Raw genomic sequence first — 18,847 nt, 5'->3', positions numbered from 1 at the left:
CATGTTGCGCTCTTCGCGAGCAAGCATCTGACCGCGAAGCTGATATCGGTGTGACGATATCTTGGTTAGGCTTGGTGCTCGCCGATGCTAGGCTTGCCTCCGGTCATGCTTGCGCCGCGCGAACGCGGCGCGCAAGGAGGTAGGTCATGCATTCCCCGCTTGCGCTTGTGCGCGATCCGCGCGATTCCGGCACGAGATCAGCCGATGTTCACGGGCCGACGGCCGCGGAGCCGGCCGCTGTTGAAACCGTCGCCGTGGCGGCGTCCGCCGTGGAAACGCCAGGCGCCGAAACGATCGATGCGCTCGAACAGCTAGTCGGCGTCAACCTCGCGCGTTTGCGCTCGGAACGGCAGTTGTCGCTCGATGCGCTGGCGCGCCTGTCCGGCGTCTCGCGCGCGATGCTCGCGCAGATTGAATCGGCACGTAGCGTGCCATCGATCAAGGTGTTGTCGAAGATCGCGGCTGCGCTGAAGGTATCGGTGTCGGCGTTTTTGCGCCGTTACGCGGTGCACGGCTTCGAGCATTTACCGGCCGATCGCGCGGCGCGGCTTTTGACGTCGAACGGGCGCTTTGCGACGCGCGCGCTGTATCCGGATGCCGAACCGGCGGCGGCCGAGTTCCACGAATTGCGCATTGCGCCGCTGCATACGGAGCCGGGCACGCGGCGCGCGCCGGGCACGACGGTCAATCTTGTCGTCAGCGAGGGGACGCTCGAGATCAGCGTGCACGACCGGCGCCAACTGCTCGCGACCGGCGATGCGATCGTGTTCGACGCCGATCAGCCGCATACGCTGCGCAACCCCGGCGATACCGAGGCGCGCGCGTTTCGCGTGATCGTGAATCCGGAGACGCCGCCGCGCTGGGACGTGGGGCACGCGGTGTAAGCGGCAGGGAGCCTGCGCATCCAGCCGCGCATGGACCTGATAAGCAGGTCCAGCACGATATCGGCGATTGTTGTATTCTTTGCCCGCCGGAATAATCGCTCCGGCAATCAGTACGTCTTCAGGGCGGGGTGAAATTCCCCACCGGCGGTATGCAGACGGTGTCGTGCCATCCTGAGCGTCAGGCGCACACCAGTCTGCGAGCCCGCGAGCGCTCGCATGAACGTGTTTTCAAGGCAGTTCGAAGCACGTGCGAGGTCAGCAGATCTGGTGAGAGGCCAGAGCCGACGGTTAGAGTCCGGATGGAAGAAGATGTGCAGATAGTCATCTGTTCGTCCATTGCCGTTTGCGTAGCGATATCGCGCATCGTCTGGACGCGTTTGTCTGTTTGCAATGCCCTGAAACGTTTTTCGCCCGAACCTTTGCGAGGAGCGTTTCACATGTCCTTTACCGCCCAATCCGCCGCGGTTTCGACCGCAGTTTCCACCGCGGTTTCCACTTTCCCCGAGCCCGCAATCCGAGCCGACGACGCGCTCGCCGATCTGCCGTTGCCGCCCGCCGATGAAATCCCGCCGCGCATTGCCGGCGCGCTGCAGGCGTTGCGCGATGGCCGCGCCGTCGTGCTGCAGGACGATGACGATCGCGAGAACGAAGCCGATCTGATCGTCGCCGCCGAGCGCCTGAGCACGGAGATGATGGCGCTGCTGATCCGCGAATGCAGCGGCATTGTCTGCCTGTGCCTGACCGACGCGCGCATTCGCGCGCTCGAATTGCCGCCGATGACGACCAACAACGAGAGCCGCAACGGCACCGCGTTTACGGTATCGATCGAGGCGCGCGACGGCGTGTCGACGGGCGTTTCCGCCGTCGACCGCGTGACGACGATCCGCGCCGCGATCGCGGACACCGCCAAGCCTGCCGACATCGTGCGGCCGGGCCACGTGTTCCCGCTGCGCGCGATGCCGGGCGGCGTGCTCGCGCGGCGCGGCCATACCGAAGGCACGGTCGACCTCGTGACACTCGCGGGCCTCCAGCCTGCAGGCGTGCTGTGCGAGTTGATGAACGCCGACGGCACGATGATGCGCGGCGCCGATGTCGAGCGCTTCGCCGCGCAGCACGCAATGCCGATGCTGACGATTGCGGAACTCGTCGAGTTTCGACAGGCGCTGGCGGCGGCTCGCGAGTTGACGGAAGAGGCGGCTGAGGCTTGAGCGTTGATGGCGCGAGGCACGTGTTTTACGAAGCACGCGTGCTTCGGCTGTGCGATCGCGTCACGCTGCGCCGCACCGCACCGCACCGCACCGCGCCGCACCGCACCGCACCGCACCGCACCGCACGTTACGACTGCACATCCCCAAACGCGCCTCGCATTCCCGCTTCGACGAGCGCCGGTAACTCGCTCATGTGCGACATGATTCGCGTGATGCCCATCTTGCGCAGCACATCCGCATAGCCGTCGGGGATGTGACTCGCGCCGACGAACGCGATCGTCTTCATGCCGGCCGCGCGCGCCGCACTGAGGCCCGACACGCTGTCTTCGATGACGAGGCAGCGCGCCGGGTCGACGCCCAATTGCCGCGCGGCGAACAGATACACGTCCGGGAACGGCTTGGGCCGCGCGACCTGCTCCGCGCTGAAGATGCGCGGCGCGAAGAGTTCGGTAAGACCGGTGCGCTCCAACGAGGTCGTGACCCGCGCGAGGCGGCTATTCGACACCACCGCGGCCGGCAACGGCACGCGATGCAGTGCATCACGCACGCCGCCGATCGCGCTCAACGATCGCGCAAGCTCGGCTTCGACCTGCCGGTCGACGGTCTTCACGAAGTCCGCGGGCAACGTGATGCCGAATGCCGCTTCGACGCTTTCGAGGAAGCGCGCGGTCTTCTGGCCAAACGCGGTTTTGACGATCGCGTCGAACGACAACGCCGGATACATCGCGGAGAGCGTGCTGTGCATCACACGGTCGGCAATGACTTCGCTGTCGACGAGCACGCCGTCGCAGTCACAGATGAGATGGTCGATCATGCCGCGTCGTCCGCCCATGCCTTCGCCGCGCGCACCGCGCGCTGCCAGCCCGCGAGACACTGATCGACCTCCGCCTGCCCCATTGCCGGCGAAAAGCGGCGCTCGAGCTGCCATTGGCTTTGCAGCGCATCGATGTCCTTCCAGTAGCCGACCGCGAGCCCCGCGAGATAGGCGGCGCCGAGCGCCGTCGTTTCGCTGACGCGCGGGCGCACCGCATCGACGCCGAGCATGTCGGCCTGAAACTGCATCAGCAGGTTGTTCGCGCACGCGCCGCCGTCGACACGCAGTTCGCCGATGCGCATGCCCGAATCCGCTTCCATCGCCTTCAGCACGTCGACCGACTGGTATGCGATCGAATCGAGCGCGGCGCGTGCGATATGCGCGGACGTCGTGCCGCGCGTGACGCCGAACAGCGAGCCGCGCGCGCGGGCGTTCCAGTGCGGCGCGCCGAGCCCGGCAAACGCCGGCACGAGATAGACGCCGTCGCTGTGCGGGACGCTGTCCGCCAGCGCTTCGATTTCGGCGGCGCTGCGAATCAGGCCGAGGCCGTCGCGCAGCCATTGCACGACCGCGCCGCCGATAAAGATGCTGCCTTCGAGCGCATAGTCGACGCGCTCGCCGATCTGCCACGCGATGGTCGTGACGAGGTTGTTCTTCGATTCGATCGGCTGATTGCCGGTGTTCATCACGAGAAAGCAGCCGGTGCCGTACGTGTTTTTCACCATGCCCGATTGCGTGCAGAGCTGACCGAAGAGCGCGGCATGCTGATCGCCGGCGATGCCCGCGAGCGGGATGCTCGACGCGAACACGGTGGATTGCGCGGGCCCGTACGCCTCGGACGATGGCCGCACTTCGGGCAGCATGCTGCGCGGAATATCGAGCGCCGCAAGCAGTTCGTCGTCCCATTGCAGCGTGTGGATATTGAAGAGCATCGTGCGCGACGCGTTCGTGACGTCGGTGATATGCAGACTGCGCTTCGTGAAATTCCACACGAGCCAGCTATCGACGGTGCCGAACGCGAGCTTGCCTTGCCTCGCCTTGTCGCGCGCGCCTTCGACGTTGTCGAGAATCCAGCGGATCTTGGTCCCCGAAAAATACGAATCGATCGGCAAGCCGGTCCTGGCGCGTACGGTTTCTTCGAGCCCCTGCGTTTTCAGCCGATCGCAGAAGTCGGCCGTGCGGCGATCTTGCCAGACGATCGCGTTGTACACGGGCTGGCCCGTCTCGCGGTCCCAGACCACCGTCGTTTCGCGCTGGTTCGTGATGCCGATGGCCGCGATTGCCGAACCGTTGACGCCCGCGCGCGTGACGGCTTCGGCGGCCACGCCCGCCTGCGTCGACCAGATTTCGTGCGGATCGTGCTCGACCCAGCCCGGCCGCGGATAGATCTGCTCGAATTCTTTTTGCGCGGTCGATACGACGTTGCCGTTGCGGTCGAACAGCATCGCGCGGGAACTCGTGGTTCCCTGGTCGAGCGCGAGGATGTATTGATCCGGCATGTGTCTCTTCTCCGTGGTGGGGATGCGTCGCTGGCGCGCGGGTTTTTATACCACTCTGGCGCGAGGCCCGGCGCCAGGCTTTGTTGCCGCGCTCAGTCGCCAGCTCGCAGTGTTCAGGCTCAGTTGCCAGGTGCAGTGTTCAGGCTCAGTCGCCAGGTGCAGTTGCCAGGCGCAGTTGCCAGGTTCGGCACGACCTTCGCGCGCGGCATTCAGTGCCCCTGAGGCCCAATTGTTGCACGCGGGCCGCGCACTGTGATCAGATGGGCGCGTTATGGATGTGCCGCGCGGGCGTCTCGCGTGCGAACCACGCATCGATGTCGCGTGACACCGAGTCGCGCGTGCCCGGCTCGACATGCAGCCCGAGCTTGGTGCGGCGCCACAGCACATCGTAAGCGCTGCGTGCCCACTCGACCTCGCGCAGATAGCGCAATTCGGCTTCGTAGAGATCGGGCGTGAACGCATGCCCAAGCTCCGCGAGCGACTGCGCATTGCCGACCACAAGCGCGGCACGCGTGCCGTACGCGCGCGCGTATCGATGCGCAAGGCGTGCCGGCAACCATGGATGCTGTTGCGCAAACTGCACGGCAAAGCGGGCGAAATCGGCGTGCGGAATATCGCCGCCGGGCAGCGGCGCGCCAGCCGTCCACGCGGACGCCGGAGCGCCGAGCGCGCGCGTGAGTTGATCGAGCGCCTCTTCGGCGAGCTTGCGAAACGTCGTGATCTTGCCGCCGAACACCGATAGCAGTGGTGCGGCATCTGTCGGCGCATCGAGTTCGAGCCGGTAGTCGCGCGTGACAGCGGATGGGTTGTCCGCAGTCTCGTCTTCGAGCAACGGCCGCACGCCCGAATACGACCAGTACACATCGCGTGGCGAGATCGGTTGCCTGAAGTAGCGGTTAATCGACTCGCACAGGTACTGCGTTTCTTCCGCCGTAATCGCGACCTGCGATGGATCGCCGCGGTATTCGATGTCGGTCGTGCCGATCAGTGTGAAGTTTTGCTCATACGGAATCGCGAAGATGATGCGCTTGTCGGGATTCTGAAAAATATAGGCATGGTCGTGTTCGAAGAGCCGTCGCGTGACGATATGACTGCCCTTGACGAGCCGCACCGCGTAAGCGGGCTTGTGATTTGCGCCGTTGTTCTGATCGTGATTTGCCGCCTGATCTGTCGTGCGCCCGAGCGCCGCCTGCAGCAATTCGCCGACCCACGGACCCGCTGCATTTGCGATGGCGCGGGCCTGTACGTCGAGCGTCGTGCCGTCGGCCTGCAGCAGCCGCGCGTTCCATAAGCCATTCGCACGCGTCGCGCTAACGAGCTTCGTACGCGTCAGCACGCGTGCGCCGCGTTCGCTTGCGTCGAGCGCGTTGAGCACAACGAGCCGCGCATCGTCGACCCAGCCATCGGAGTAGACAAAGCCGCGCTGAATGGATGCGATAAGTGGCGCGCCGGCCGGATGCGTGCGCAGATCGATGCCGCGCGAGCCCGGCAACAGCTCGCGACGCGCGAGGTGATCGTAGAGAAAGAGGCCCGCGCGAATCAGCCACGCGGGCCGCAGATTCGGCATATGCGGCATGACAAAGCGCAACGGCCACATGATGTGCGGTGCGGCGCGCAGCAGCGTTTCGCGTTCCTGCAAGGCCTTGCGCACGAGCGCGAACTCGCGGTATTCGAGGTAGCGCAGGCCGCCATGAATCAGCTTGGTGCTGGCCGACGACGTATGCGCGGCGAGGTCGTCCTGCTCGCATAGCAGGACCGATAGCCCACGCCCGGCCGCGTCGCGCGCAATGCCCGCGCCGTTGATGCCGCCGCCCACCACGAGCAGATCGAAAGGAGACGCTTGTGCCACCGGTTTGCCCCTCGGGTTGTCCTCGTGTTTTCGCCTGAAGAAAGCTGATCGAAAACTGTATTTTCGTTTTCGAACTCTAATGAACACGTTCGAAAAAGTAAAGTTCGTCCGGCGTCACGCTGCGGTGATTTGCACGACTGGTGGCGCGCGGCGGCGCGTCGGACGATACTCTTGGCACCAGCTATGTCGAGGTGAAGAAAGATGCGTGGAATCGGGATGATCGGGGCCGCGGCGCTGCTCGCGGGATGCGTGAGCACGCCGAGTCTGACGGGCACGCCGGGCGCGCCGTCGTTCGCGGCGCTGCAGCAGATGTGCGGCCAGCAAACGGTGGACTATGGGCAGGACTCGCAGAACGTCTACGTGACGTTTTTCGATGCGTATGTCGCGCATAAGCGCGGCGGCTTGTCGCAGGAGAATTTCTGCGCGTTCCAGCAGTCGATCGCGCAGCACTACACCGAGCTCGGCACGAGCGGCGATCGCGACGCGCGCAATCGCTGGGTCGCGTTCTTCAACGACCAGCGTGCAAAGGCGATCACGTGGCGCTCGACGGTGGACTCGACATTGCGCTCGGGTTGATCGAAGAATCCGTGCGCGTCGCATGAGCCGTCGGCGCACCCGCCGGCGGCTAGTTCGACCGCGCCGACCGCGCCGACAGCGAACGGAAAGACACGCATAAGAAAACGGTCAGGCGGCAGGTGCCGCATGACCGTTCGTGAATCTGTGCCGTTTGCGCGCTCGTTGCGAACGCGCGCATAGATTCAAGGTGCCGGCCGGCAATGTGTTGTCATTGCCGGGTATCTATGAAAACCGCTTGATGGCTCTGAGTGCGGAATCGCCGCTTTCGGTAATGCGCCATTGCTGCCGGCCCGACGCGAGTCGTTCGAGCTGGACGAGTTGCCGTTCGAGCAGCGCGTCGAGTTCTTCGCGCTCCATATCGACCTGATTCGGTGCGTCCTTCACGAGCAACAATGTGGCGAATTCATGCGGACTCAGCATCGTTTCTCTCCATTTCAGCGTACTCGGACTGCCATTGCGACGGCGCCGTAAGGCTTGGCTCACGGGCTGGCGATCCGGCTTGCGATCCTTATGGGATCAGGCATGAGGCTTAGCTTTCGTGGCCGTCGCGCTCGATAAGCACGTCGGGGAACTGGAGTTTAGTCAACGGCCGCACGAACTCCAAATCCGCCCCAGTAAATTTTCCATTTGACAGCGGAAAGCGCCGCAGGCGGTCTGGGCCTGCGCGCGACTTCACGATTTCACTGCAGGTTTCGCGTGCGGCGCAGCATCGTGTGCGCGCCACGCAACCTGCATTCCCGTGCGTTTCCGCTATTCGGCGACGAATACCTGCGTGCCCGCGGCCGCGATCGTCTCGGCCATCGCGGCGGGCGGCGCCGCGTCGGTGAAAAGCGAATCGATCTGGTTCAGATGCCCTTGGCGCACGAGCGCCGGACGGCCGAACTTCGAATGGTCGGCGGCCAGAAAAACCGTGCGCGAATGCTCGATGATCGCTTCGGCCACGCGCACTTCGCGCGTATCGAAGTCGCGCAGCGTGCCGTCGGTCTCGATGCTCGACGTGCCGATGATCGCGAAGTCCACCTTGAACTGCCGGATGAAGTCGATTGCCAGTTCGCCCACGATGCCCTTATCCCACGGCCGCACGATGCCGCCCGTGACAAGCACTTCGCAATCGGGATAGCCGCTCATCATGCTGGCCACGTTCAGGTTGTTCGTGATCACGTGCAGGCCGCGATGCCGGTTCAGTGCGCGCGCAACTTCTTCGGTCGTGGTGCCGAGGTTGATAAAGAGCGATGCCTGATCGGGAACGTGTGTGGCGACGAGTGCGGCGATACGGCGCTTCTCGTCGTGAAACATCCGTTGCCGCGCGCTGTACGACACATTCTCCGAACTCGTCGGCAGGCTCGCGCCCCCGTGATAGCGGCGCAGCAAATTGATGTCGGCAAGCCAGTTCACGTCGCGCCGGATGGTCTGCGGCGTGACGTCGAAGTGGGCGGCGAGGTCATCCACGGTAACGAAGCCGTCGCGCTGGACCCACTCGAGCAATTCCTGTTGGCGTGCGTTCAGCGTGAGGCGCGGGTCTCGGGTCATGGCTTGTCGGTTGATCCGCGCAGGGGCGCGGCGGGCAAGGGTTGGCTTGCGCGTATTGTAAGGCGTCCGCTCGATATGCCGTCCGATGCGCTGCGCCATGCACCGACATGCAACGGACGATGCCCCTGCGAGTCTCATGCGCGCTGGTCTTCACCGTTCTTTACAGCGCTAAACCCGCGGGAGGCAAGCACGCGTATTGCGCGCTGCCACAAAGCCACGTTGCGGTGCCTCAATGGATTGATTGATCACAGGAACCTGAAGTCATCCGGCATGGTCTGTGCTGTGTGTTCTGCACTTTTGTGAATCTGCGGCTAAGATGAAAGTAAAAATAAATCGTTCACTTCAGGATATCGTGCATTTTGGGAGAAAAGGCGCTAGACGACCGGTCATCGCGCTCGCGATTTGGGCATGCTTCGTTCAACGAGACGATCCAGTTTAGGGAGCACCACACATGCAGACTAAAACGATCCATGTCATGCCCTGGCGAATCGAAGACATCGACATGAGCCGAATCGACTACCCACGCGCGGTCGCCAACGAGGATCTGCTGCTGCTGCTGTGCGCGGCTTCTTTTATCGAAAGCGGTACAGACCTCTACACAAGCAACCTGAGCAGCTTCTTCAACGACGATCCGGAAGTGTCGGCATGGCTCAATACCGAATGGGAGCCGGAGGAACTGCAGCACGGCCGCGCACTGAAAACCTATATCGCGCATGTGTGGCCCGAGTTCGACTGGGACACCGCGTTTCGCAACTTCTTTAACGAGTATTCGAAAACGTGCACCGTCGAAGAGTTCGAAAAGACGCGCGCGCTCGAAATGGTTGCGCGTTGCGTGGTCGAGACCGGCACGGCAACGCTTTATCGCGCGATTGGCGCTTGCTCGGACGAACCGGTGCTCAAGCAGATTACCGACAATATCCGCACCGACGAAGTGCGGCACTACAAGCACTTTTTCAGATACTTCAAGAAGTACAACCGCATCGAAGGCAACGGAAGGCTGGCGGTGCTCGGCGCGCTGATGCGCCGCGTGATGGAGATCAAGAACGAAGACTCCGAGATCGCGCTGCGCCATGTGTTCGCCATCCGCTATCCGGAGCGCGTCGCCGATCCCGCGTATAACAGGGAGCTTGCAGCGCGCGTGAACAAACTGGTGCGTCGCAACCTGTCTGCCGAAATGTGTGTGAAGATGCTGTTGAAGCCACTCGATCTGCCGGCGAAGATCCAGCCCGGCGTGCACTATCCGCTCGAGAAGATCGCGCAGCACGTGTTCTTTCGTTGAGTGCGGCGAGTGAGCGGATCAGTTGATGTTCCGCGTCGGCGTTGTGCGTTAATAGGCGGCCCGGGTGCCGCTAGCCTGATCGGAATGGCCCGCGCGAGCGGGCCATTTGCTTCAGTGGCGTTGCTTTCGTTCGCGCGTTCGCACGCATCGACGGAGATTGCTCAATGACCGGTTCCGCAGTTCCAAAGCACACGCAGGATCTCGACGTATTCGACGAATGGCCCGACGGCCTGCGCGCATTCTTCGACGGTACTTCGCTCGCCGCGAAAATCGGCTTCACGGCGTCGCTCGTGACGACCGACGCCAATGGACATTTGCGTACGTCGCTGCTCGGTACCGGCGAGCTCTATGCGCCCGATTCGCGCAGGCTGTGCCTGGCATTGTGGCCGCAGGCGCGCGCGGCACGAGCGCTTGCGCAGAACCGGCGAGCGGCGCTCACTTTCGTATTCGACGAAGCGTTCTATCAGGTGCAGCTGGCATTCGAGCCGCTGGCTGTCGTGGACGGCGCGGAGGACGAGCTGAAGACGTTGGGCGGGCTCGTCTGTTTCAGCGGGTCGATCGAGGCGGGCGAGGCGCAGCGCGTGCGCTATGCGCGCATCACGAGCGGCATGACGTTCGAGCTCGCGGAAGGGAAGGACACGACCCTCGAACGCTGGATAGCGCAGGTTGAGTATCTGAAGAAGGCGGCGGCGCGGGGGTAACGCGCGAGCGCTAGCCCGCCGCAGCCGTCGCGCGCGCCGCGGTTTTATCCGCTGCCGTTCTATCCACCGTCGCGCCGGAAGCGCGTTCGCTCCAGATTCAGTCGCCGCGACGCGTATCGCGCGACGGATTGCGCCGCTTCGGCGCCGCATCGCTGCGCGGCTTATTGCCGCCGAGCAGCGCGCCCGGATTGCCGCCCTGCTTGCGCGGCGCGTGCGCGGCGCTGTGCTCGTGCGTGGTCGCACGCGGCTTTTCATGCGCGCGCGCCGCGTCGTGGCGCGGACTGTCCTTGCGCGCTTGAGCCGGCGCCGCATGCGCCGGTCTTGCGGTTTGCGGCTTGGCCGGTTGTTGCGGATGCGGCTTGCCGCCGGCCTGCTGCTTGCGCTGCTCATTGCGCTGGTCAGCCTGCTGATGCTTTTGTTGCGCCTGTTGCTGTCCGCCGGCCGGCTTGCCCGCCCGCTGCTGCGCAGCGCCCGCGCCGTCGCGCTTCTGCGTGCCTTTCTGCGCGCTCGCCGCGGAACCGCGCCCCGCGCCCGCCTCCCGCGGCTCGCGCGGCGGCCGCGCGCCGCCGCCCTGACCGCGTCGCTGGATCGGCTCGGGCCGCGCATTCGGATCGGGCTCGAAGCCCGCGATCACTTCCTGCGGCACCGCGCGCTTGATCAGCTTCTCGATGTCCTTCAGCAACTGCAATTCATCGACGCACACGAGCGACACCGCTTCGCCCGTCGCGCCCGCACGGCCCGTGCGGCCGATCCGGTGCACGTAGTCTTCGGGCACGTTGGGCAGATCGAAGTTGACCACATGCGGTAGCTGGTCGATATCGATACCGCGCGCGGCGATATCGGTCGCGACAAGCACCTGCAGCGTGGCATCCTTGAATTCGCTCAACGCGCGCGTGCGCGCCGACTGGCTCTTGTTGCCGTGAATCGCGAGCGCGCTGATGCCGTCCTTCGTCAGTTGCTCGGCAAGCCGGTTCGCGCCATGCTTCGTGCGCGTGAAGACCAGCACCTGAAACCAGTTGTGCTGCTTGATCAGATGCGTGAGCAGCTCGCGCTTGCGATCGCGATCGACCGGGTGCACCTTTTGAGCGACCGTCTCGGCCGTGGTATTGCGGCGCGCGACTTCGATCAATGCCGGCGAATTGAGCAGATTGTCGGCCAGCGCCTTGATCTCGTCGGAGAACGTGGCGGAGAACAACAGGTTCTGGCGTCTCGCCGGCAGCTTCGCGAGCACGCGCTTGATATCGTGAATGAAGCCCATGTCGAGCATGCGGTCCGCTTCGTCGAGCACGAGTATCTCGAGACGCGACAGATCGATCGTCTTCTGCTGGATGTGATCGAGCAGGCGCCCCGGCGTCGCGACGACGATATCGACACCGCGCTTGAGCGCATCGATTTGCGGATTGATGCCGACGCCGCCGAACATCACGGTCGACTTCACCTTCAGATATTTGCTATATGCGCGCACGCTTTCCTCGACCTGCGCGGCGAGTTCGCGTGTCGGCGTGAGGATCAGCGCGCGCACCACGCGCTTCGCACTCGCCGCAGCCGATGCGCTCGTGGACAGCCGTTGCAGGATCGGCAGCGTGAAGCCGGCGGTTTTACCGGTGCCCGTCTGCGCGCCGGCGAGCAGGTCGCCGCCGTTCAGCACGGCGGGAATCGCTTGTAACTGGATCGGAGTAGGGGACGTGTAGCCGAGTTCTTGAACAGCGCGGACCAACGGTTCGGACAAGCCGAGAGAATCAAAAGACATAAGCTCTTCGTAATGCGGATGTGGCGAACGGTGGTTACACAATGACCGGTTCATCCAGCGGGCTCATGCAGCAACCCGGTCGACGCCGTTCGCGAGAAATCGGCGGCACGCACGTTGCATGCCGAATGCTTCAACGCGCTAAGCAGACACGTCGACTGGCGTTAAGTTGCATGTATCGTCATATATCACAGGGCGGCAACGGCCGTTATGCGACATAGCGTGCGACGCTGACGAATTGGCACAGACTGCCGGCGAGCACGAACAGGTGCCAGATACCATGTCCGTGCCGGATGCGCTCGTCGTTGACGAAGAAGTAAATACCGGCGCTGTAAATGACACCGCCCGCGACGAGCCATGCGGTGCCCGCAGCGGGCAGTGCTTCGATGAGCGGCTCGATTGCGACGAGCCCGAGCCATCCCATCAGCACGTACAGCACCATCGATACGCTGCGAGTGCGCCGCCCGAGCGTGAGTTCCTGCATGATGCCGAGCGCCGCGAGTCCCCAGACGACACCGAATAGCGACCAGCCCCACGGCCCTCGCAGTGTAACAAGCGTGAACGGGGTATAGCTGCCCGCGATCATCAGATATATCGCCGAATGATCGCATTTCTGCAGCACGCTCTTCACGCGCGGCGCACGCACGCTGTGGTAGAGCGTCGAGATTGCGTACAACACGAACAGCATTGCGCCGTAGACGCTAAAGCTGACCACCTTGTACGCATCGCCGTCGAGGGCGCCGAGCGTAACGAGCGCTGCAAGTCCCACTGCCGACAGCAACGCGCCGACGAGATGGGTGATGCAGTTCAGACGCTCGCCGATTGGCACGGCGTTTCTCCCCGAACGACCAAAAACAAAAGGCGCGGCCCGCGTTTCTCCGATGGCCGCGCCCTGCTACATCCTGCGTCGCTTAGTCGAGCGGCGCCGAACGCAGTTCGCTGACCTGTTGCGGCGACACCGGCGTACCGTGGTTGCCCCACGACATCCGGATGTATGTCACAACCGCAGCCACTTCCTGATTCGACAGTGCTTGCGCGAACGGCGGCATGCCGTACGGCTTCGGATTGCCGAACGTGCTTGGCGGATAACCGCCATTCAGCACCATCCGGATCGGGTTGACCGCCGACGGCATCTGGATGGACTGGTTGTTCGCGAGCGGCGGGAACGACGGCGGCATGCCGAGGCCGTTTTCCGCGTGACACTTCGCACAGTTGTCAGCGTAGATCTTCTGGCCTTGCTTCAACAGTTCGCTACCGAACTGTTGGCTCGTTTCCAGCTGCATGTTCTCCGGCGCTTCGTCCTTCTGCGGGATCGTCTTCAGGTACGTCGACATCGCGTGGATATCGTCGTCCGACATGTACTGCAGGCTGTTGTGCACGACTTCGGCCATCGGGCCGAACACCGCGCCGCGCTCCGACACGCCGGTCTTCAGCAGACTGGAGATTTCCTTGATGTCCCAATCGCCGAGGCCCGCTTCCTTGTTCGACGTCAGCGACGGCGCGTACCAGTTCTGCAGCGGGATCAGACCGCCCGCGAAGGCCGCCGAATTGACCGGGCCGCCCATTGCGTTGATCGACGTGTGGCACATGCCGCAGTGGCCGAGGCCTTCGATCAGATACGCGCCGCGGTTCCATTCGACCGACTTGGTCGGATCGGGCTTGTATTCGCCTTCGCGGAAGAACAGCGTGCGCCAGCCGATCAGCAGGTTGCGGTTGTTGAACGGGAACTTCAGCTCGTGCGGCCGGCTCGGCTCATGCACCGGCGGCACCGAGCGCAGGTACGCGTAGATCGCGTCCGAGTCGGCGCGCGAGACCTTCGTGTAGCTCGTGAACGGGAAGGCCGGGTACAGCAGGCTGCCGTCCTTCGAACGGCCCGTGTGCATCGCGCGGAAGAAGTCGTCCGACGACCACTTGCCGAGGCCGTATTCGTCGTCCGGCGTGATGTTCGGCGTGAACAGCGTGCCGAACGGCGTCGCCATCGGCAGGCCGCCGGCAAAGGTCTTGCCGCCGCGTACCGTGTGGCACGCGATACAGTCGCCGGCGCGGGCGAGATACTCGCCCTTCTTGATCAGCGCGGCCTGATCGGCTGGCGTGGCCGCCATTGCGGCGCCGTTGTGCAGGTTGTCGCCGCCCGACCAGAGGACCGGAACAAGCGCGGCGGCTGCAACAATCACGACAGCCGAGAGGGCGAACAGGGACTTGCGTTTCATTTGATGGTCTCTCCCGGTGCCTTATTGCGGTTCGCTGCCGCAGGCAAGCGGAGTCTTCAACGAGTTGGCCGGGGCCGGCACAGGGTTTTGCGGGGCCTGCTGCGTGGCGAGCCAGGAGGCGACGGCGTTCACGTCGTCGTCGGTGAGACGCGTGGCGATGGTGTGCATGCAGTCAGGCGCGATCGCGTGACGCGTGCCCGAACGCCAGGCGCCGAGCTGCGCGCTGATGTAGTCGGAGTGCAGGCCGACGAGGCCGGGGATAGCCGGTTCCATACCGGTGAGCGCCTTGCCGTGGCAGGCCGCGCAGGCGGGAATCTGCTTGCCCGGATCGCCGTTCAGCACGATCTGGCGGCCGCGCTCGAGCGTGGCGTCGGAGACGTTCGGCTTGTTGGGCGGCGGATACGGCGGACGTTGCTGCGAGAAGTACGTGGCGATCTGATGCAGGTAGTCGTCCGAGAGGTACGTGACGAGGTAGTTCATCGGCGGGTACTTGCGGCGCCCTTCGCGGAAGTTCTTCAGCTGGTTGTACAGGTAATCCGCCGGTTTGCCCGCAAGACGCGGGAAGTAATCGTTGTCGGTGCCCTGGCCATGCGTGCCGTGACATGCCGTGCAGCCCTGCACGCGCGCTTCCATCGTATCGGGGGCTTTGGGCTGAGTCTGCGCTTTCGCAGCGCTATAGACGCCTGCACTGCCAATCAACAGAAGCGCCAGCAGCGGGCGGAAAATGCGTCTTGAAGACACGCGTAACTCCATGAAATCGGGGACCTGACCGAGCTTCGAGCTGGCTCGGTATAAAGACAACTCATAGACAACTGAACGACCACTGGCGGCAGCGGGCGCTGCGGCGACGCAGCATTCTATCATCGATGATTGATGGTGACTATTTGCCACATAGGCCAAAGTTCAGGCGCTATAGCGCTATGCGACAGTTTGACGCAATGGTTTGTCGACGACGGTTCGCGGGCCTGCCTCGCACTCGTGTGTTTCTGCGATGCCCCCGAAGTGTCCGTCAAATACGCGTGCCGTGTCGGCGAAGCGTGCAATGCCGCGTGTCAAGGCCTCGGCAGCGGGCAACGCTTCCTTTAAGATGGCACGTTTTCGCCGGGCCCCCTGTGTTCCCCGCGGCGTTCCCTCGGCGCACTCGCCCGCCCACCCACAGCCTCGATCCTTTCAATCCGCCTTTGATGAAGCCATCCGCCGTCGCACGCCCCGTTGATCCGCATGCCGCCGTCGCTTGCCCTACCGGCGCGTTGCGCGTCCCCACCCGCGCCTTGCTTTGCACCTCGCCTTGCACTTCAATCGGCGCCTCAGGCAGCCTCGTATGACAATGAACGGACTCTGGATCGGGCAGGTCGCCCTCGCCGCGCTGATGAACGTCGCGTTCGCCTTCGCGGTCGGCGCCGCGCTGCTTGCCGCATGGCTCGCCAAAGACGCGCAGGCCAAGGTCGCGCCCGCGCGGCCCGCGTGGTTGCGCGCGCAACGGTCGATGCAGACCGCGGCGGTCGTGCTCGTGCTTGCCGACCTCGGCTGGCTGCTATACGCGTCCGCCTCGATGGGCGGCGTGAGTCTGCCTGCCGCGCTCGGCGTCGTGCCGACCGTGCTCTCGCAGACGCACGTGGGCTATGCGTGGTCCGTCGCGTTTGGCGGCGCGGTGCTGTTGCTGCTGACGTCGCTGGCGAGCCACGCCGGCGTATTGCGCAACGCGCTGCTGTGGCTCGCGGTGATCGCGGTCGCGGCCGGCAAGGCGTCGCTCGGCCACGCGGCCGATGCGGGAACCCTGTCGCCGGCGGTCGGCGTGCAGACGCTGCACGTGCTGGCCGCAACCGTATGGGGCGGTCTCGTACTCGCGGCGGGATTGGCGGTGGTGCCGGCGCTCGGCGCGTCGGTGGCGCGCGGCGTGCTGATTCGCACGGCGACGCAGGTGTCGAACATGTCGTTCGCGGCGGTTGTGTTCGTGCTGCTAACGGGCGTCTTCAACGCGGTGCGCGGTGCGGGCGGCACCTTTGTCGCGATCGAACAGACCACGTGGGGCCATGTGTTGACGCTGAAGCTCGCGCTCGTTGCGCTCGCCCTCGTGCTGGGCGGGTTGAACCGCTTTTCCGCCTTGCCGAGACTGCGCCGTACGGCGTCGACTATGGACGCGCACACGTTTGCGAGTCTGCTTCATCTCGAAGCGCTGCTGATGATCGGCGTTTTCGCGGCTGCGGCAGCGCTTGCCGATAGCGTGCCGGGGTTTATCGCGCTGGGCTAGGCGAGGCCGCCCCTGAGCGCTTGCATCACGCGCGTATCAGGCGTGTCAGATGTGATTCACGCATGAGCCACGGGCTCGAGCGTCGCGGCGTCGAACATCCCTTGCTGCGGCTTCCCGGACGCGTCGAGCCATTCGCAGATGAGCCAGATGCCCGGCGCGAACGCGACCGGTCCGACCCAGGTGGCCGTCATCGGGCGGCCGCCCGATTTCAGCGTAAAGACATCCCCGGTTTGGTACGGCGTAGTGTGCGGCACGATATCTCCTTGTTGTTCTTTCGTGTGACGTCGTTGCTGTTGTTGCACCTGCCTGGTTGCACCTGTCCGCTGCGCGCAAAACCTATTCGAAGCCGAGCCGATGACTGAGAATCGGCGCGCAAAAAAGCGCGATCGCGCAGCCCGCGGCCTTGCCCTCGAGTTCGGCGGACGCGGCAGAAGCGTTATACACGTGCACGAGCAGATCGAATAGCTGTGGAATGCAATACAGAACCGCAGCGCCCACGAAGCAACGTTCCACAATTGCAATGCGCCAGCCGCGTTCGTACGCGACAGCCGCGACAATCACGCGTAGCACGCCGAACAGAACGAGCGCGCCGACGGCCGCCTGCTGGCGAATCAGATAGTCGGGAAGGAATTCGGTCATGGCTCGCCGTCGCTGTGAAGTCGTATCGCAGACCGTTCAGCAAAAGCCAAGCCAGCATGCTCGCGCGTCTCGCGAGCGTGCCGCAAAGCGTTGTGCGGCAAGGCATCGGTAAAATGTGGCCGGCGATCAGACGCACGCGTCATGCCGCGGGTGACGGCCGCCACGCCGGAAATGTTACGTTCGCGAAACATCGCGCGAAAAAACGCGCGCGTCGCGTTGCGCAAATGAAAACGCCGCCCGGTCAGTTACTGCACAGGCGGCGTTCCGATCATCGCAATGGGCTGGCGGTGCTTATCGTGGCAGTTACCACTCGGCGACGCTGCCGTCCGTGTGACGCCACACAGGGTTGCGCCAGCGGTGGCCGACCTTCGCCATCTCGCGCACCTTCTCTTCGTTCACTTCGACGCCGAGGCCCGGGCCCTGAGGAATCGACACATAGCCGCCTTCGTACTTGAAGACTTCCGGGTTCCGGATGTAGTCGAGCAGGTCATTGCCCTGGTTGTAGTGGATGCCGAGGCTCTGTTCCTGGATGAACGCGTTATAGCTGACCGCATCGATCTGCAGGCACGTGGCGAGCGCGATCGGCCCGAGCGGGCAGTGCAGCGCCAGCGCGACATCGTATGCTTCGGCCATCGAAGCGATCTTGCGGCATTCGGTGATGCCGCCCGCGTGCGATGCGTCCGGCTGGATGATGTCGACGTAGCCGCCCGCGAGAATGTGCTTGAAGTCCCAGCGCGAGTACAGACGCTCGCCGAGCGCGATCGGCGTGCTCGTCTGGTTGACGATATCGCGCAGCGCCTCGACGTTCTCGGACAGCACCGGCTCTTCGATAAACATGAGCTTGAACGGATCGAGTTCTTTCGCGAGCACTTTCGCCATCGGCTTGTGCACGCGACCGTGGAAGTCGACGCCGATGCCGACATTCGGACCCACCGCCTCGCGCACCGCACGCACGTTGTCGATCACGCCTTGAACCTTGTCGAAGGTGTCGATGATCTGCAGCTCTTCGGAGCCGTTCATCTTCACGGCCTTGAAGCCGCGCTCGACAACCGCGCGCGCGTTGTTCGCCACGTCGCTCGGCCGGTCGCCGCCGATCCACGAATACACCTTGATCCGGTCGCGCACCTGCCCGCCGAGCAGCGTGTGCACGGGCACGCCATGAAATTTGCCCTTGATGTCCCACAGCGCCTGGTCGACGCCGGCGATCGCGCTCATCGTGATCGGGCCGCCGCGATAGAAGCCCGCGCGATACATGACCTGCCAGTGATCTTCGATCAGGCGCGGGTCTTTGCCGATCAGGTAGTCGGACAGCTCGTCGACGGCCGTGGCGACCGTATGCGCGCGCCCTTCGACCACAGGCTCACCCCAGCCGACGATGCCTTCGTCGGTTTCGATCTTCACGAAGCACCAGCGCGGCGGGACGATGAAGGTTTCGATGCGGGTGATTTTCATGGGGCGTCTCCTGGGAAGCCTGTGGATGCGGTGAATTGGGTGAGGCCGGGGTGAAGTCGGGGTGAGGCCGATGGCTCGGGGAGCCATATGCTACAACATAATCGCGTTTAAATACTATTAATAGTATTATTTGGGACGCGTTGGCGTGGGCCATCGCTTGCCTTGTTTGCGCTGTCGGGTCCGGCCAGGCGCTGAAGTGCCTGGCCGG

General features: G+C 64.0%; 18 protein-coding genes and 1 riboswitch. Of the genes, 6 read left to right on the top strand and 12 right to left on the bottom strand.

Going from position 1 to position 18,847, the window contains the following annotated elements; all coding sequences use genetic code 11:
- The first annotated feature begins 146 nt into the window (after nucleotides 1-146).
- Together ACYPXD_RS31015 and ribB are read left to right on the top strand one after the other, a co-directional pair.
- The gene (locus ACYPXD_RS31015; protein WP_459721037.1) at nucleotides 147-884 is read left to right on the top strand and encodes a helix-turn-helix domain-containing protein; all 738 of its coding nucleotides are present in this window, start codon (nucleotides 147-149) and stop codon (nucleotides 882-884) included.
- Between the two features lie 110 nt (nucleotides 885-994).
- A riboswitch (FMN riboswitch) is annotated at nucleotides 995-1,199 on the top strand.
- Between the two features lie 122 nt (nucleotides 1,200-1,321).
- Nucleotides 1,322-2,092 (top strand): 3,4-dihydroxy-2-butanone-4-phosphate synthase, encoded by a 771-nt coding sequence (gene ribB / locus ACYPXD_RS31010; protein WP_459721034.1) that lies wholly within the window; start codon nucleotides 1,322-1,324, stop codon nucleotides 2,090-2,092.
- Nucleotides 2,093-2,219: 127 nt separating this feature from the next.
- Here the strand turns inward: ribB and ACYPXD_RS31005 are convergent, their stop codons facing one another.
- From ACYPXD_RS31005 to glpD, 3 genes are all read right to left on the bottom strand, one after another.
- Nucleotides 2,220-2,906, bottom strand: coding sequence for an HAD family hydrolase (locus tag ACYPXD_RS31005; RefSeq protein ID WP_459721031.1), 687 nt, complete (start codon nucleotides 2,904-2,906; stop codon nucleotides 2,220-2,222).
- Nucleotides 2,903-4,405, bottom strand: a complete 1,503-nt coding sequence (gene glpK / locus ACYPXD_RS31000; RefSeq protein WP_459721028.1) for a glycerol kinase GlpK — start codon at nucleotides 4,403-4,405, stop codon at nucleotides 2,903-2,905. The genes ACYPXD_RS31005 and glpK overlap by 4 nt, the downstream gene beginning before the upstream one ends.
- Nucleotides 4,406-4,661: 256 nt before the next feature.
- On the bottom strand, nucleotides 4,662-6,254 hold the full coding sequence (gene glpD / locus ACYPXD_RS30995) for a glycerol-3-phosphate dehydrogenase (RefSeq protein ID WP_459721026.1): 1,593 nt from the start codon (nucleotides 6,252-6,254) through the stop codon (nucleotides 4,662-4,664).
- A 216-nt stretch (nucleotides 6,255-6,470) separates the two neighbouring features.
- Here glpD and ACYPXD_RS30990 point away from each other — a divergent pair, with 216 nt between their 5' ends.
- Nucleotides 6,471-6,830 carry a hypothetical protein gene (locus ACYPXD_RS30990; protein ID WP_459721023.1) on the top strand — a complete coding sequence of 120 codons (360 nt, stop codon included), beginning with the start codon at nucleotides 6,471-6,473 and terminating at the stop codon, nucleotides 6,828-6,830.
- A gap of 222 nt (nucleotides 6,831-7,052) precedes the next feature.
- Here the strand turns inward: ACYPXD_RS30990 and ACYPXD_RS30985 are convergent, their stop codons facing one another.
- Nucleotides 7,053-7,250 carry a hypothetical protein gene (locus ACYPXD_RS30985; RefSeq protein ID WP_459721021.1) on the bottom strand — a complete coding sequence of 66 codons (198 nt, stop codon included), beginning with the start codon at nucleotides 7,248-7,250 and terminating at the stop codon, nucleotides 7,053-7,055.
- A gap of 330 nt (nucleotides 7,251-7,580) precedes the next feature.
- Entirely contained in the window at nucleotides 7,581-8,360 is a 780-nt protein-coding gene (locus ACYPXD_RS30980) for a DeoR/GlpR family DNA-binding transcription regulator (protein WP_459721018.1), read from the bottom strand.
- Nucleotides 8,361-8,811: 451 nt separating this feature from the next.
- Between ACYPXD_RS30980 and ACYPXD_RS30975 the strand changes: the two genes are divergently transcribed.
- Both ACYPXD_RS30975 and ACYPXD_RS30970 read left to right on the top strand, forming a co-directional pair.
- The gene (locus ACYPXD_RS30975) at nucleotides 8,812-9,639 is read left to right on the top strand and encodes a ferritin-like domain-containing protein (RefSeq protein WP_459721015.1); all 828 of its coding nucleotides are present in this window, start codon (nucleotides 8,812-8,814) and stop codon (nucleotides 9,637-9,639) included.
- A 164-nt stretch (nucleotides 9,640-9,803) separates the two neighbouring features.
- A complete protein-coding gene (locus ACYPXD_RS30970; RefSeq protein ID WP_459721012.1) occupies nucleotides 9,804-10,340 on the top strand; it encodes a hypothetical protein in 537 nt (178 codons plus the stop codon).
- Between the two features lie 97 nt (nucleotides 10,341-10,437).
- On the opposite strand, the gene ACYPXD_RS30965 is transcribed toward ACYPXD_RS30970, so the two are convergent.
- The 4 genes from ACYPXD_RS30965 to ACYPXD_RS30950 all read right to left on the bottom strand — a co-directional run bounded on the left by ACYPXD_RS30965 (nucleotide 10,438) and on the right by ACYPXD_RS30950 (nucleotide 15,050).
- On the bottom strand, nucleotides 10,438-12,090 hold the full coding sequence (locus tag ACYPXD_RS30965; protein WP_459721009.1) for a DEAD/DEAH box helicase: 1,653 nt from the start codon (nucleotides 12,088-12,090) through the stop codon (nucleotides 10,438-10,440).
- Nucleotides 12,091-12,295: 205 nt separating this feature from the next.
- On the bottom strand, nucleotides 12,296-12,916 hold the full coding sequence (trhA, locus tag ACYPXD_RS30960) for a PAQR family membrane homeostasis protein TrhA (RefSeq protein WP_459721006.1): 621 nt from the start codon (nucleotides 12,914-12,916) through the stop codon (nucleotides 12,296-12,298).
- An 82-nt stretch (nucleotides 12,917-12,998) separates the two neighbouring features.
- Nucleotides 12,999-14,297 carry a c-type cytochrome gene (locus tag ACYPXD_RS30955; protein WP_459721003.1) on the bottom strand — a complete coding sequence of 433 codons (1,299 nt, stop codon included), beginning with the start codon at nucleotides 14,295-14,297 and terminating at the stop codon, nucleotides 12,999-13,001.
- Between the two features lie 21 nt (nucleotides 14,298-14,318).
- On the bottom strand, nucleotides 14,319-15,050 hold the full coding sequence (locus tag ACYPXD_RS30950) for a c-type cytochrome (RefSeq protein WP_459721000.1): 732 nt from the start codon (nucleotides 15,048-15,050) through the stop codon (nucleotides 14,319-14,321).
- Nucleotides 15,051-15,618: 568 nt separating this feature from the next.
- On the opposite strand from ACYPXD_RS30950, the gene ACYPXD_RS30945 reads away from it, so the two are divergent.
- Nucleotides 15,619-16,548 carry a CopD family protein gene (locus tag ACYPXD_RS30945; RefSeq protein WP_459720997.1) on the top strand — a complete coding sequence of 310 codons (930 nt, stop codon included), beginning with the start codon at nucleotides 15,619-15,621 and terminating at the stop codon, nucleotides 16,546-16,548.
- A 56-nt stretch (nucleotides 16,549-16,604) separates the two neighbouring features.
- Here ACYPXD_RS30945 and ACYPXD_RS30940 read toward each other — a convergent pair whose 3' ends face one another.
- The 3 genes from ACYPXD_RS30940 to dgoD all read right to left on the bottom strand — a co-directional run bounded on the left by ACYPXD_RS30940 (nucleotide 16,605) and on the right by dgoD (nucleotide 18,726).
- Nucleotides 16,605-16,802, bottom strand: coding sequence for a YodC family protein (locus tag ACYPXD_RS30940; RefSeq protein ID WP_459720994.1), 198 nt, complete (start codon nucleotides 16,800-16,802; stop codon nucleotides 16,605-16,607).
- Between the two features lie 82 nt (nucleotides 16,803-16,884).
- Nucleotides 16,885-17,187 carry a hypothetical protein gene (locus ACYPXD_RS30935; RefSeq protein WP_459720990.1) on the bottom strand — a complete coding sequence of 101 codons (303 nt, stop codon included), beginning with the start codon at nucleotides 17,185-17,187 and terminating at the stop codon, nucleotides 16,885-16,887.
- Between the two features lie 303 nt (nucleotides 17,188-17,490).
- Nucleotides 17,491-18,726 carry a galactonate dehydratase gene (dgoD, locus tag ACYPXD_RS30930; protein WP_459720987.1) on the bottom strand — a complete coding sequence of 412 codons (1,236 nt, stop codon included), beginning with the start codon at nucleotides 18,724-18,726 and terminating at the stop codon, nucleotides 17,491-17,493.
- Between the last annotated feature and the right edge of the window lie 121 nt (nucleotides 18,727-18,847).

This window comes from Paraburkholderia sp. 2C, assembly GCF_054589215.1.
This window is presented reverse-complemented; position numbering and strand designations above follow the sequence as displayed.

Coding starts and splice junctions, on each gene's coding strand:
- ACYPXD_RS31015 (WP_459721037.1), top strand. CDS start 147: ATGCATTCCCCGCTTGCGCTTGTGCGCGATCCGCGCGATTCCGGCACG.
- ribB (WP_459721034.1), top strand. CDS start 1,322: ATGTCCTTTACCGCCCAATCCGCCGCGGTTTCGACCGCAGTTTCCACC.
- ACYPXD_RS31005 (WP_459721031.1), bottom strand. CDS start 2,906: ATGATCGACCATCTCATCTGTGACTGCGACGGCGTGCTCGTCGACAGC.
- glpK (WP_459721028.1), bottom strand. CDS start 4,405: ATGCCGGATCAATACATCCTCGCGCTCGACCAGGGAACCACGAGTTCC.
- ACYPXD_RS30990 (WP_459721023.1), top strand. CDS start 6,471: ATGATCGGGGCCGCGGCGCTGCTCGCGGGATGCGTGAGCACGCCGAGT.
- ACYPXD_RS30985 (WP_459721021.1), bottom strand. CDS start 7,250: ATGCTGAGTCCGCATGAATTCGCCACATTGTTGCTCGTGAAGGACGCA.
- ACYPXD_RS30980 (WP_459721018.1), bottom strand. CDS start 8,360: ATGACCCGAGACCCGCGCCTCACGCTGAACGCACGCCAACAGGAATTG.
- ACYPXD_RS30975 (WP_459721015.1), top strand. CDS start 8,812: ATGCAGACTAAAACGATCCATGTCATGCCCTGGCGAATCGAAGACATC.
- ACYPXD_RS30970 (WP_459721012.1), top strand. CDS start 9,804: ATGACCGGTTCCGCAGTTCCAAAGCACACGCAGGATCTCGACGTATTC.
- ACYPXD_RS30965 (WP_459721009.1), bottom strand. CDS start 12,090: ATGTCTTTTGATTCTCTCGGCTTGTCCGAACCGTTGGTCCGCGCTGTT.
- ACYPXD_RS30955 (WP_459721003.1), bottom strand. CDS start 14,297: ATGAAACGCAAGTCCCTGTTCGCCCTCTCGGCTGTCGTGATTGTTGCA.
- ACYPXD_RS30950 (WP_459721000.1), bottom strand. CDS start 15,050: ATGGAGTTACGCGTGTCTTCAAGACGCATTTTCCGCCCGCTGCTGGCG.
- ACYPXD_RS30945 (WP_459720997.1), top strand. CDS start 15,619: ATGACAATGAACGGACTCTGGATCGGGCAGGTCGCCCTCGCCGCGCTG.
- ACYPXD_RS30935 (WP_459720990.1), bottom strand. CDS start 17,187: ATGACCGAATTCCTTCCCGACTATCTGATTCGCCAGCAGGCGGCCGTC.
- dgoD (WP_459720987.1), bottom strand. CDS start 18,726: ATGGCTCCCCGAGCCATCGGCCTCACCCCGACTTCACCCCGGCCTCAC.